10 protein-coding genes are annotated in these 12,305 nt (G+C 65.7%); 5 read left to right on the top strand and 5 right to left on the bottom strand.

The window, feature by feature from the left end; translation table 11 throughout:
• Positions 1-152: 152 nt before the first annotated feature.
• Complete coding sequence (locus WH367_RS17365; protein ID WP_027011219.1) at positions 153-566, bottom strand: VOC family protein; 414 nt, start codon at positions 564-566, stop codon at positions 153-155.
• 155 nt (positions 567-721) lie between these two features.
• Here WH367_RS17365 and WH367_RS17360 point away from each other — a divergent pair, with 155 nt between their 5' ends.
• Positions 722-1,672, top strand: a complete 951-nt coding sequence (locus tag WH367_RS17360; protein ID WP_339537043.1) for a PhaM family polyhydroxyalkanoate granule multifunctional regulatory protein — start codon at positions 722-724, stop codon at positions 1,670-1,672.
• Between the two features lie 79 nt (positions 1,673-1,751).
• Positions 1,752-3,005, top strand: coding sequence for an FIST signal transduction protein (locus WH367_RS17355; protein WP_339537042.1), 1,254 nt, complete (start codon positions 1,752-1,754; stop codon positions 3,003-3,005).
• Here WH367_RS17355 and WH367_RS17350 read toward each other — a convergent pair.
• A complete protein-coding gene (locus tag WH367_RS17350; RefSeq protein ID WP_116926318.1) occupies positions 3,002-3,754 on the bottom strand; it encodes a helix-turn-helix domain-containing protein in 753 nt (250 codons plus the stop codon). The genes WH367_RS17355 and WH367_RS17350 overlap by 4 nt on opposite strands.
• 91 nt (positions 3,755-3,845) lie before the next feature.
• Between WH367_RS17350 and WH367_RS17345 the strand changes: the two genes are divergently transcribed.
• From WH367_RS17345 to WH367_RS17335, 3 genes are read left to right on the top strand one after another with little or no spacing between them, the layout of a single operon-like run.
• Positions 3,846-4,700: a hypothetical protein gene (locus WH367_RS17345; protein ID WP_339537041.1), complete on the top strand. Its 855-nt coding sequence runs from the start codon at positions 3,846-3,848 to the stop codon at positions 4,698-4,700.
• Positions 4,701-4,755: 55 nt separating this feature from the next.
• Positions 4,756-6,732 (top strand): MFS transporter, encoded by a 1,977-nt coding sequence (locus WH367_RS17340; RefSeq protein WP_339537040.1) that lies wholly within the window; start codon positions 4,756-4,758, stop codon positions 6,730-6,732.
• Between the two features lie 28 nt (positions 6,733-6,760).
• Positions 6,761-7,054: a putative hemolysin gene (locus tag WH367_RS17335; protein ID WP_339537039.1), complete on the top strand. Its 294-nt coding sequence runs from the start codon at positions 6,761-6,763 to the stop codon at positions 7,052-7,054.
• Between the two features lie 83 nt (positions 7,055-7,137).
• Here the strand turns inward: WH367_RS17335 and WH367_RS17330 are convergent, their stop codons facing one another.
• The 3 genes from WH367_RS17330 to mdeB all read right to left on the bottom strand — a co-directional run bounded on the left by WH367_RS17330 (position 7,138) and on the right by mdeB (position 12,299).
• On the bottom strand, positions 7,138-8,046 hold the full coding sequence (locus WH367_RS17330; protein WP_339537038.1) for a dienelactone hydrolase family protein: 909 nt from the start codon (positions 8,044-8,046) through the stop codon (positions 7,138-7,140).
• Between the two features lie 152 nt (positions 8,047-8,198).
• A complete protein-coding gene (locus tag WH367_RS17325; protein WP_021028330.1) occupies positions 8,199-9,404 on the bottom strand; it encodes an ABC transporter substrate-binding protein in 1,206 nt (401 codons plus the stop codon).
• Between the two features lie 255 nt (positions 9,405-9,659).
• Positions 9,660-12,299: an alpha-ketoglutarate dehydrogenase gene (mdeB, locus tag WH367_RS17320; RefSeq protein WP_339537037.1), complete on the bottom strand. Its 2,640-nt coding sequence runs from the start codon at positions 12,297-12,299 to the stop codon at positions 9,660-9,662.
• Positions 12,300-12,305 lie beyond the last annotated feature (6 nt).

Below are 12,305 nucleotides of genomic sequence, written 5' to 3'. Positions count from 1 at the left end.
CCAGAACACCAAAAGCCAGCTTTCGAGCTGGCTTTTTTGTTGTCCGCGCCCCGTGCGTCAACAAGCAACCGGGCAGGGTCGATGCGCCACCCGCCCAGGGCAGGGTAGCACCAGCGCCCGCCCGCCGTCAGTCGCGGGGCCTCCGCGCCCCATCAATGCGCGTACAACTGCTCCAGCGAGCGAAAGCCTTTGACCTCGATCGGGTTGCCGCTCGGGTCATAGAAGAACATCGTCCACTGCTCGCCGGGCTCGCCTTCAAAGCGCACCTGGGGCTCCAGCACAAAACGGGTGTTGGCGGCGCGCAGGCGCTCGGCCAGCTGCTTCCAGTCTTCGAGTTTCAGCACCAGACCGAAGTGCGGCATCGGCACCTTGTGGTTGCCCACCAGGCCGGTGTTGCTGGTCTCAAAAGGCTTGCCCAGGTGGCAGGAGATCTGGTGGCCAAAGAAATCAAAATCCACCCAGCTGTCGGTGCTGCGGCCTTCGGCGCAGCCGAGCGTGTCGCGGTAGAAGTGGCGTGCAGCATCCAGGTCGTGCACATGGAAGGCGAGATGGAAAAGGCTCTGCATGGTGGCGGGCTCAAAAGGCAGGGTTGCAAGGGTGGTCGTACGCAGCCGCAAGCGATTTATCACATAGGCAGGGGCTGCACAATCCGCTAAGCTGTGCAGCATACACCCTGGCATTGCAACCGCGGCCAACAGCCCCAACCCCTGGAGACAACACCATGCAGGACTCCGCCCAGTCATTCAACCCCTTTGCCCCTGGTTTCGATTTTCTGCAAAAGCTCGCAGCGGGCAGCAGCTCCAAGCCTTCTGCGGCTTTTGCGCAATGGCAGGAATGGGTGGCGCCCACGATGAATGTGCCGGACCTGGAAAAGCGGATTCAGGAGCTGAAAACCGTGCTGTTCTGGCTGGAGCAGAACCAGCGGGCGCTGGCCGCCACCATCCAGGCGATGGAAGTGCAGAAGATGACCTTGTCGGCCTTGCAGACGATGAATGTGCCGGTAGAGAACTGGGCCAGCACCATGGTGCAAAGCTGGCAGCAATTTGCGCAGAGCACGGCAGCGCAGGCGCAAGAAGCTGCCGCAGCGGCTGCGCCGCAGGCCTCGGCCCCAGCGCAAGCCGCACCCAGCCCAGCGCCTGCAGCCACACCGGCTCCCGCGCCAGCCGCCGCCGCTTCAGAACCGCCGGAACAAGCCGAGCAAGCCAGCAGTGCCGCAGCAGCCTCGGTGACCGATCCCATGCAGTGGTGGGGCGCGCTGACCCAGCAGTTCCAGCACATTGCCCAGCAGGCGGTGCAGGATGTCACTGAGCAGGCGATGGCCCATGCGGCCAGCACCCAGCAGGCGGCAGCCACTGCCGCGCAGGCGGTGCGCAGCACGGCCGAAGAGATGGCCGAAGCCGGCAAGGCGGCAGCCAAAGCGGCGATGGGCCAGCCGACCGCCGCCAAGCGCAGCACGGCTTCGTCAGGCAGCAATCATGCTGCCAAGCCGTCTGCTCAGAAGCCCAAGAGCGGGCCGCAGCCCAGCGCGGCACGCAGTGCCAGCAAGCAGACGGCACCCCGCAAGGCGACGCCCGCCAACGGCAACCGACAGTCCGCGCCACGCAAGGCTGCCTCACGGACGGCCGCCCCGCGGAAGGCCGCCTCGCGCAAGCCCTCCCCCGGCCAGCGTTGAGTCAGAAAAGTAGATTGAGCGTTGGTGATTTTCTAGCGCGGGACTGGCCTGGCCGCCGCGCAGCAGCAGGTTTTTGACAATGGCAGGCACAAAGCTTTTTCCCTATGGCCATGTGACCCACCCCGACTGGCGGATGGCCGTGGCGCTGGTGGTGGCGCAACTGCGTGGCCGCATGGCCCAGGCGGGCTATGCCAGCGCGCCCAACCTGGGGCTGGTGTATTTCACCGATGCCTTTGCGCGCCATGCGCCGCAGCTGCTGGAAGCCTTGCAGGACGAGTTTCCGCAGATCGGCGACTGGAGCGGCTCGGTCGGCGTGGGCGTCATGGCCTCGCATGCCGAATACCTGAACGAGCCAGCGCTGTCGGTCATGCTGCTGGAGCTGCCTGCCCATTCCTACCGCCTGTTTTCGGGCATCGCACCACTGCCGGTGGCGCCTACATCGCCCTGGGAGCGCGCGCTGGTGCATGCCGATGCGGGCCTGCCGGATTTTGCAGAACTGCTCGAAGAGCTGGCCGCGCGTACGCGCGCCGGCAGCGTGCTTGGCGGCCTTAACTCCGAGGCGGTGGCGCCGCTGCAACTGGCCTGGAGCAAGGCGCTGGGCCCGAGCCACAGCGGAGTGCTGCGCGGTGGGCTCTCGGGCCTGGCGTTCTCTGCCGATGCCGGTGTGGTGCAGGAGCTGACCCAAGGCTGCCAGGTCATGGGCGCGCGCATGCGCATCACCGCGATGCAAGGCCATGTGGTGCTGGCTTTGGATGGCCGGCCCGCGCTCGATGTGCTCGAAGAGCTGATGCCCGTGCGGCTGGATGCGGACCCCGAGCGGGCCACCCGCACGATGCGCCATATCCATGCCGCGCTGGAGCCGCATGCGCCCGAATCGGCTGTGCACGCCGGGCAGCTGGGCCCGGAGGCGCGCGTGGTGCCGCTGGTAGGCGTGGACATGGCCAGCCGGGGCATTGTGCTGTCAGAGCTGGCGCAGCCCCAGCAGTACCTGTGCTTTTGCCAGCGCAACCTGTCGGCGGCCCGCGCCGATTTGCTGCGCATGTGTGCCGAACTGCAAGAGTCGCTGTCGCCCGCCGAGGCGCAGACCGGTCTGCCGCTGGGCGATAGCGCCCTGGGCGATGCGGCGGCCGGCCGCCGCATTGCAGGGGCCGTCTACATCAGCTGCGCGCAGCGGGCGAGTCCCTATTTCGGCGTGCCCGGCGCCGAGCTGGAGCTGATCCACCATGTGCTGGGCGATATCCCGCTGGTGGGTTTTTACAGCCAGGGCGAGATTGCCGGCCAGCAGCTGCACCGCTATGCCGGTGCGCTGATGCTGTTTACCCAGGCCGCTTAGCGGTTGCCACCCGGCTGCAGGCGCCGCATTTCGGTAAACACCGACAGCTCCCAGCTGCGCATGGCCAGCAGCAGGGTGTAGCCCTCGCGCTCCTTCTCGGGCAGGCGCTGGTCGGTCAGGTGCTGCTGTGCAAAGTCCTGGGCCACGCGCTGCAGGCGCTCCAAAAAGGCCGGCGCCAGGGTGCGGCTGATGGCGCCATGCACGAGCATCAAGCCCTCGCCGGATTTGTCGAAGGTGCCCGAGAAATAGTCGTGCACCGCGTTCTCGCGGAAATACTCCATCACCGGGCCATGTGGGCGCCAGCGGAAGGTCTTGGCCAGCTTGAGCCGGTAGCGGTTCATCGGGCGCAACTCGATGATGCCGATGCGGTCGAGCTGCGCCAGGTACTTGATGCCCTCGGCCTCGCTCAAGCGGTAGGTGGCCAGCACCTGCTCCAGCGTCCACTGGCTGAGCACGCAGATGGCCATCAGCAGCAGCTTCTTGTCTGCCACTACCGCCTGCTCCTGCTGCTGCGTCAGCTCCTTGATCAGCGGCTGGTTGTCGGCCACGCGGCGCGCCAGGTCGGCAAAATCGAGGCGCAGCACATGGCAGATGGCATCGATGCGCGACAGCGGCATGTCGCCCTTGGCCAGCATGCGCTTGACGCTGGACTCAGCCATGCCCAGCGCCTCGGCCAGGTCGGCATAGGTCATCTGTGCGGCCTTCAGCTCTTTCTTCAATGCCAGTACCAGATCGGCGGTGGTGCTCATGGGTATCGTCCTGTCATACTTTGGGTGCCATCATAGGGGATCGCGCCGGGATTGCGAGACGCTCTGGCGCGCCAGCGGCACAGTGCAGGCCATGACTGATACCTCCCAACCCCCAAGCCCCCGCAGCCTGGCTGCGGAATACGCGCTGTATGCCTTCTATGCCGCCCTGCTGGCCTTGGCCTGCCTGGGGCCCCATGTGCCGCAGGCGGCCCATTACCATGACTTTGCCGACCAGCGCCCGCTGCTGGGCCTGGTCAACGCGGCCGATGTGCTGAGCAATCTGCCGTTCCTGCTGGTCGGCATCTGGGGCTTGCTGGCGACTTTCAAAACGCCCGCAGAGACGCTGCGCTCTCAAAGGGCGACGCCCTGGTTGCTGCTGGTGTTTGGCGGCCTGGTGCTGACTGCCGCCGGTTCGTCCTACTACCACCTGCTGCCCGGTGATCTGCGCGTCTTCTGGGACCGCATGGGCATGGTGCCGGTGTTTGCCGGGGTGCTGGGCCTGGCGCTGCAGTCGCTGCTGAACGCCCGCGCCGCCTGGCTGACAGCACTCGCCGTGCTGCTGGGCGGGCCGCTGGCGCTGTGGATCTGGTTGCAGACCGGGCAGTTGCTGCCCTGGGCCGTGTTGCAAGGCGCAGGCATGGTGCTGCTGGTGGTACTGGCCGTGTGGCAGCAGCGCAGCCCACCGGCCGCTCATCTCATCCGCTGGCCCCTGGCCGCCATCGTGGCCTGGTATGCGCTGGCCAAGCTGTTCGAGCTGGGCGATGCCGCTGTCTGGGCCGGCAGCGGCCATCTGGTGGCCGGCCATGCGCTCAAGCACCTGGCCGCTGCGCTGGCGGTGTTGCCGCTGCTGCGCAGCTTGCAGCAACTGCGCCATTGGGCGCACGCAAACCGCGCGTCCGCAGGCACAATCGGGGGCGGCGCGCTGGGGGCAGGGCGTTTGCGCTGAATGCCCGGTACCGACCACCCCCACCGCCCTTGATCCGCCAGGAGATGCTTGTTCCATGAACCGTCCACATGCCCCGTCTGTGCCTGCCACTGAGGCGCCAGACCATCCCAACCAGTTTGCCTTGCTGGGCCAGCGCCGCTTTGCCCCTTTCTTCTGGACCCAGTTCGCCGGGGCCGCCAACGACAACCTGTTCAAGTTCGCCTTCACCGTCATGGTGACCTACCAGCTGCAGGTGGCCTGGATGCCGCCTGCGATGGCCGGCCTGGTGATCGGGGCCTTGTTCATCCTGCCTTTTTTGCTGTTCTCGGCCACCTCGGGGCAACTGACCGACAAGTACGAAAAGCACCGCATGATCCGCTTCGTCAAGGACCTGGAGATTGGCGTGATGCTGATCGCTGGTGTGGGCTTCTGGATCGAGAGCCCGGCGCTGCTGCTGGGCTGCGTGTTCTTGATGGGCCTGCATTCCACGCTGTTCGGGCCGGTGAAGTTTGCCTACCTGCCCCAGGTGCTGCGCGACGATGAGCTGACCGGCGGCAATGGCATGGTCGAGATGGGCACCTTTGTCGCCATCTTGCTGGGCAATGTCGTGGGTGGCCTGCTGGTGGCTCTGCCCGGTATCGGCCATGCCGCGGTGGGCGTGGCCTGCCTGGGCCTGGCGGTGGTGGGGCGCCTCACGGCGCAAGGCGTGCCGGTGGTGCCGGCCACCGACCCGGGCCTCCAGATCAACTGGAACCCGGTGAGCGAGACCTGGCGCAACCTGAAGCTGGCGCACGGCAATGTGGTGGTGTTCCGCTCGCTGCTGGGCATCAGCTGGATGTGGTTCTTTGGCGCGGTGTTTCTGAGCCAGTTCCCCAGCTTTGCCAAGGAGGTGCTGCATGGCAACGAGCATGTCGCCTCGCTGCTGCTGGTGGTGTTTTCCATCGGCATCGGCCTGGGTTCGCTGCTGTGCGAAGTGCTCTCGCGCCGCCAGGTGGAGATCGGCCTGGTACCCATTGGCACCATCGGCATGAGCGTGTTTGCGATTGACCTGTACTTTGCCTCGCGCGGCCTGGCGCAGCCGGCCCAGGCCTGGACGGCGCTGGCGTTCATCAGCCAGCCGGCGCACTGGCGCGTGATGGCCGACCTGGCCTTGCTGTCGCTGTTTGCGGGCCTCTACAGCGTGCCCATGTATGCGCTGATCCAGCTGCGCAGCCAACCCACGCACCGCGCCCGCATCATTGCGGCCAACAATATCTTGAATGCGCTGTTCATGATTGCCAGCTCGGTCATTGCCGGCGCCTTGCTGGGCGCGGGCTTCACGGTGCCGCAGATCTTTCTGTTCACTGGCATTGCCAATGCCATCGTTGCCACCTACATCTTCTTGCTGGTGCCCGAATACCTGCTGCGCTGCATTGCCTGGCTGGTCACCAACCTGGTCTACCGCTTTCGCGTGCAGGGCGCGCAGCACATCCCCACCAGCGGGCCGGCGCTGCTGACCTGCAACCATGTGAGCTTTGTCGACCCCATCCTGATGATGGCCGCCAGCCCGCGCCCCATTTACTTTGTGATGGACTACCGCATCTTCCGCACGCCCCTGCTGGGCTGGCTGTTCCGCCTGTGCAAGGCCATTCCGGTGGCGCCCCGCAGCGAAGACCCTGCCGTCTACGAGGCCGCCTTTGCCCGGGCCGCGCAGGTGCTGCGCGAGGGCGATCTGCTCGCTATCTTTCCCGAGGGCGGCATCACCCGCGATGGCGAGCTGCAGGCCTTCAAGGGCGGCGTGATGAAGATCTTGGAGCAGGCCCGTGCCGATGGGCTGGAGGTATCTGTGGTGCCGATGGCGCTGACCAACCTCTGGGGGTCGTTCTTCAGCCGCATCGAGCCCAAGGGCGCGATGACCCGGCCGTTCCGCCGAGGCTTGTTCAACCGCGTGACCTTGCGCATTGGCGCTGCCAGCCCGGCTGCCGAGTGCTCTGCCGAGCAGCTGCGCCAGCGCGTGGGCGAACTGCTGGACCAGGAGAGGGGCCATGGCAGTGGCTCGCCCGCTTTGGGATAATGCAGGCTGGACAACGAATGGCTTTGTGATGACCTCTCTAACGATTCTGTACAAAAGCGTGGCAGCCCTGGTGGCCATGTCCGCCCTGGCCGCCTGCACCAGTACTTCGGGCCTGAAGCCGCTGCATGACCCTGAAGAGAAGGAGGCTTTCACACGCGCCACCGTCTATGCCGGCCCGCGCAGCCCCGCATCGGCCTACTGCGTGCAGATGGGCGGCGCCTTGCTCAACACGCCCAAGGGCAAGAACACGGTGTGCAAATTCCCCGACGGCAAGGAAATGGACCCCTGGGACCTGTTCTGGCGCGACAACCCAATGAACTGAGCGCCCCAGCAACGACAAACCCCTGCCCGCGCATCGTGCGCTGGCAGGGGTTTTATCTTGCGGAGTCGCTGGCGATCTAGGTTTTAGATGACGCCATGCGTCTTGAACCAGTCCTGCATGCGCTTCCAGCCGTCATCGGCCGCATCCTTGCGGTAGCTGGGGCGGTAGTCGGCATGGAAGGCGTGGCCCGCTTCCGGGTAGACATGGAAGCTCGACGCAGCAGCGGCGGCATTGCCTGCGGCACCGGCCTTTTGCAGGCTTTGCTTCATGGCCTCCACGGACTCAAGCGGAATGCCCTGGTCCTTGCCGCCGTAGAGGCCGAGCACGGGGGCCTTGAGTGCGCCGCTCAGGTCAATCGGGTGCTTGGGCTGCAGGTCGCTCGCAGCGCCTTGCAGGCGGCCATACCAGGCGACACCGGCCTTGACCTTGCCGGTGGCGGCATAGAGCCAGGTTATGCGGCCACCCCAGCAAAAACCGGTGATGCCGGCGCGGCTGGTGTCGCCGCCATTGTCCTTGGCCCAGGCCAGGGCAGCGTCCAGGTCCTTGATGACCTGGGCATCGGGTACCTTGCTGACCAGCTCGCTTTGCAGCTGGCTGATTTCGGTGTATTTGCGCGGGTCGCCCTGGCGCGCAAACAGCTCGGGCGCAATGGCCAGGTAGCCCAGCTGGGCCAGGCGGCGGCAGGTATCGGCAATGTAGTCGTGCACGCCAAAGATTTCCTGGATCACCAGGATCACCGGCAGGTTGGTCTTGCCAGCAGGTGCTGCGCGGTAGGCGCTGACCTGGAAGCCGTCAACCGTGTACTGGATCGTGCCGGCCGTCAGCCCGGCATCGGGGGTCTTGATGGCGGTTTGCGCCATCACTGGCACCGCTGCTGCGGCGTAGCCTACGCCCAGCGCCATTTGCAGGGCGCTGCGGCGGGTGCTGCCGGCCAAGGTGGCGCGGCCCGGGAGAAGGGAGTCGAAATCGGCATTGCTGGGAGTCTGGGACATAGGATTTCCTTTTCTGCGGATGGCAGGCCCATTATGGGGGACGATAAAAAACAGCCCGTGACAAGGTGGCTGGCGCGCCGGCGCCGCCGTGTTCATGCAAGAAAAATGCCTGGCATCGCCAGGCATGGTGGGGTTGCACGGTTGGACTCAGCTCACTTCCACAGCGCGCACTTGGTTTCTTCCTTGGTCGTGAACACCTCGTCACCGGGCAGCTTCTTGACGATCTTGTAGTAGTCCCAGGTGCCCTTGGATTCCTGCGGGGTCTTGACCTGGACCAGGTACATGTCGTGGATGTAGCTGCCGTCGGCGCGCAAGGTGCCCGAGCCAAAGAAGTCGTCCATCTTCATGCCGCGCCAGGTCTCCATCACCTTGTCGGCATCGGTGGTGCCGGCAGCCTGCACGGCCTTGAGGTAGTTCATCGTGGCCGAGTAGTCGGCGGCCTGGATTTCGGTGGGGCGGCGCTGGGTTTTTTTCATGTAGGCGTCGGCAAACTTGCGCGTTGCATCGTTCATGTCCCAGTACCAGCTGGTGACGAACTGCATGCCGGCGGTGTTCTTCAGGCCCAGACTGTGGATGTCGCTGTAGAAGACGAGCAGCGGCGCAATCTTCATCGACTTGTCGATGCCGAATTCCTTGGCCGCCTTGATGGCGTTGATGGTGTCGCCGCCGGCATTGGCCAGCGCCAGCACCTGGGCCTTGGAGCTTTGCGCCTGCAGCAGGAAGGACGAGAAGTCGGAGGCATTGAGCGGGTGGCGCACGGCCGCAGCCACGGCGCCGCCCTTGGCCTTGACGACCTTGGTGGCATCGGCTTCCATCGCATGGCCAAAGGCATAGTCGGCGGTCAGAAAGAACCAGTTCTTGCCGCCGTTGTCGACAATGGCGCCGGCCGCACCCTTGGACAGCGCCACGGTGTCATAGGCATAGTGCACGGTGTAAGGCGTGCAGGCTTCGTTGGTCAGCGCCGAGGTGCCCGCGCCGTTGTTGATCATCACGCGCTTTTTCTCATCGGCCACCTTGGCCAGCGCCAGCGCCGTGCCCGAGTTGGTACCGCTGAAGATCATCGTCAGGTTCTGTGTGTCGATCCACTCGCGTGCCTTGCTGGCGGCGATATCGGCCTTGTTCTGGTGGTCGACGACCAGCATTTCAATCGGCTTGCCCAGCACCTTGCCGCCAAAGTCGTCAATCGCCATCTGGATGGCGGTGGCGCCACCCTTGCCTTCGAGGTCGGCATAGAGGCTCGACAGGTCGGAGATATAGCCAATCTTGACCTTGTCCTGTGCATGGGCCGTGCCCATGGCGGCGGTCAAGCCCAGCAGTCCCAAGGTGGCCAAGGCTTGCGCCAGGCGAGTGCGTTGCATAGTTGCTCCTGATGTTTATGGTGTTGTCTCGATGCGGCAGCCGCATGGAGCAGATACTGGCATGCACAGCGCCGGGTGGTATTGGGACAATTACTGCGCTGCACCGGGTGCCTTATTGGGCAGAGCTTCCATAAAAATAGCTGCCAGTGCTTGTCTGAAAAGCACGGGCAGCTATCAATTCAGGAGTATCGCGCCCGGCTGGGCGCTTGTGCACAGTGGCTTGGCTTTTTTGCGCACCCCCCGTTGAACGGGTGCTCAGCGCTGCTGGCTGCGCAGATAGGTCTGCACGATGGCGGCGGCATCGACGGCGAAATGCTGGCGCAGCGCCGCGCGCGAATCACTGCGGCCAAAGCCGTCCGTCCCCAGCGTGTAGTAATGCTGGCGCGGCAGGCCACGGTCGTCCGTGGGCAGGTAGGCGCGCACCAGCTCGGGCAAGGCGCGCACATAGTCGCTGGCGGCAATGATGGGGCCTTGCGAAGACGCCAGCTGCTGCGCAAACCAGCTGGAGGCGCTGGCCTTGCCGGCACGCCAGAGCTCCAGCTGGGCCTCGCCATCGCGGGCCAGCTCGGCATAGCTGGTGACACTCCAGACATCGGCAGCCACGCCATGCTCGCGCTCCAGAATGGCAGCGGCCTTGAGCACCTCGCCCATGATCGCGCCGCTGCCCAGCAGTTGCACCCGGCGCGGGCTGTGCGCAGAGCCGGCCTGCAGCCGGTACATGCCCCGGATGACGCCTTCATGGGCCTCAGGCGGCAGGCTGGGGTTGGCCACGTTTTCGTTGGTGACGGTGATGTAGAAGAACTCGTCGCGCTGCTCTTGCAGCATGCGCTGCATGCCATGGTCGATGATGACGGCCAGCTCGCCGGCAAAGGCGGGGTCGTAGCTCTTGCAGTTGGGCACCGTGGAGGCGCTCAGCAGGCTGCTGCCGTCCTGGTGCTGCAGGCCTTCGCCGCCCAGGGTGGTGCGCCCGGATGTGGCGCCGATCAAAAAGCCGCGTGCGCGCTGGTCGGCAGCGGCCCAGATCAGATCGCCCACGCGCTGGAAGCCGAACATGCTGTAGAAGATGAAGAACGGCAGCATGGCCGTGCCATGGGTGCTGTAGCTGGTGGCGGCCGCTGTCCAGGACGACAGCGCGCCCGCTTCGCTGATGCCTTCTTCCAGAATCTGGCCGCTGCTCGCTTCGCGGTAGAGCAGCATCGAGGCGTTGTCCTCGGGCTGGTAGAGCTGGCCAAAAGGCGCGTAAATGCCCACCTGGCGGAACAGCCCGGCCATGCCAAAGGTGCGTGCCTCATCGGCCACGATGGGCACGATGCGCGGGCCCAGGGTCGGGTCCTTGAGCAGGTTGCCCAGCTGGCGCACAAAGGCCATCGTGGTGCTCATCGGCTTGCCCTCGGCCTGCAGTGCAAAGCCGGCCGTCGCCTGCAGATCGGGCACGGCCACGGGCGTGGCCTGGCCTTTGCGCGCCGGCAAAAAGCCGCCCAGCGCCTGGCGGCGCGCCAGCAGGTAGCGCATCTCGGCGCTGCCATCGGCGGGCTTGAGGAAGGCGGCCGAGGTGGCCTGGGCATCGCTGAGCGGCAGGTTGAAGCGGTCACGAAAGGCCAGCAGGTCTTCGGCGCCGAGCTTTTTTTGCTGGTGCGAGGTCATGCGGCCCTGGCCGATGCTGCCCATGCCGTAGCCCTTCATGGTCTTGGCCAGCACGACGGTGGGTTGGCCGCTGTGCGCAGCGGCGCTGGCAAAGGCGGCGTGGATCTTGACCGGGTCATGGCCGCCACGGCGCAGGCGGTCGATGTCGCTGTCGGACAGGTGGGCCACCAGCGCCGCCAGCTCCGGGCTCTGGTTGAAGAAATGCTCGCGGTTGAAGGCGCCATCGTTGGCCGACAGGGTCTGGAACTCGCCGTCGACCGTGTGCGCAAAGGTGCGCGCCAGCACATGGCTGTGGTCGCGCGCCAGCAGCGCATCCCACTCGGAGCCCCAGAGGCACTTGACGACGTTCCAGCCCGCGCCGCTAAAGAGCGCTTCGAGCTCATCGACGATACGGCCATTGCCGCGCACCGGGCCATCGAGCCGCTGCAGGTTGCAGTTGATGACGAAGATGCAGTTGTCCAGCCCCTCGCGGGCGGCCAGGGTGAGGGCGGCGATGGATTCGGGCTCGTCCATTTCGCCATCGCCAAAAAAGCCCCAGACCTTGCGGCCGGCGGTATCGGCCAGGTCCCGGTCGGCCAGGTAGCGCATGAAGCGCGCCTGGTAGATCGCATTGATCGGGCCAATGCCCATCGATCCGGTGGGGAACTGCCAGAACTCGGGCATCAGGTAGGGGTGCGGGTAGGAGCACAGGCCCTGGATGCCCTGGCTGGCGGCCACCAGCTCCTGGCGGTAGTGGGCCAGGTTCTCCTCGCCCAGGCGCCCTTCCAGAAAGGCGCGGGCATAGACGCCGGGCGAGGAGTGGGGCTGGAAGTACACCAGGTCAGCGGCCTGGTGGCCATCATCGGCGCGGAAGAAATGGTTGAAGCCGGTCTCGAACAGATCGGCCGCCGAGGCATAGCTGGCGATGTGGCCGCCCAGCTCGCCATGCGCGGCATTGGCACGCACCACCATCGCCAGCGCGTTCCAGCGCAGGATGGCCGAGAGCTTTTTCTCCAGCGCCACATCGCCGGGGTAGGGCGGCTGCTCATCCACTGTGACGGTGTTGACGTAGGGCGTGTTGCCCGAGGGCTTCCAGGCCACATGGCGCTTGCGGGCATGGGCCAGCAGCGCATCGAGCAGCGCGCCCGCCTGCTCCCTGCCCTGCGCCGAGCCATAGGCTGCCAGCATTCCATCGAAGGCATCGCACCACTCGGCCAGTTCGGCGGGGTCAGCTGGCGGGGTGGCGGACACATGGTGGGGCGGCTGGCGCACGGTGGT

The sequence above is a fragment of the Comamonas sp. MYb21 genome (genome assembly GCF_037479395.1).
Taxonomy (GTDB): domain Bacteria; phylum Pseudomonadota; class Gammaproteobacteria; order Burkholderiales; family Burkholderiaceae_C; genus Comamonas.
The sequence above is the reverse complement of the archived record's forward strand: the minus strand, read 5'-3'. Positions and strand labels throughout refer to the sequence as shown.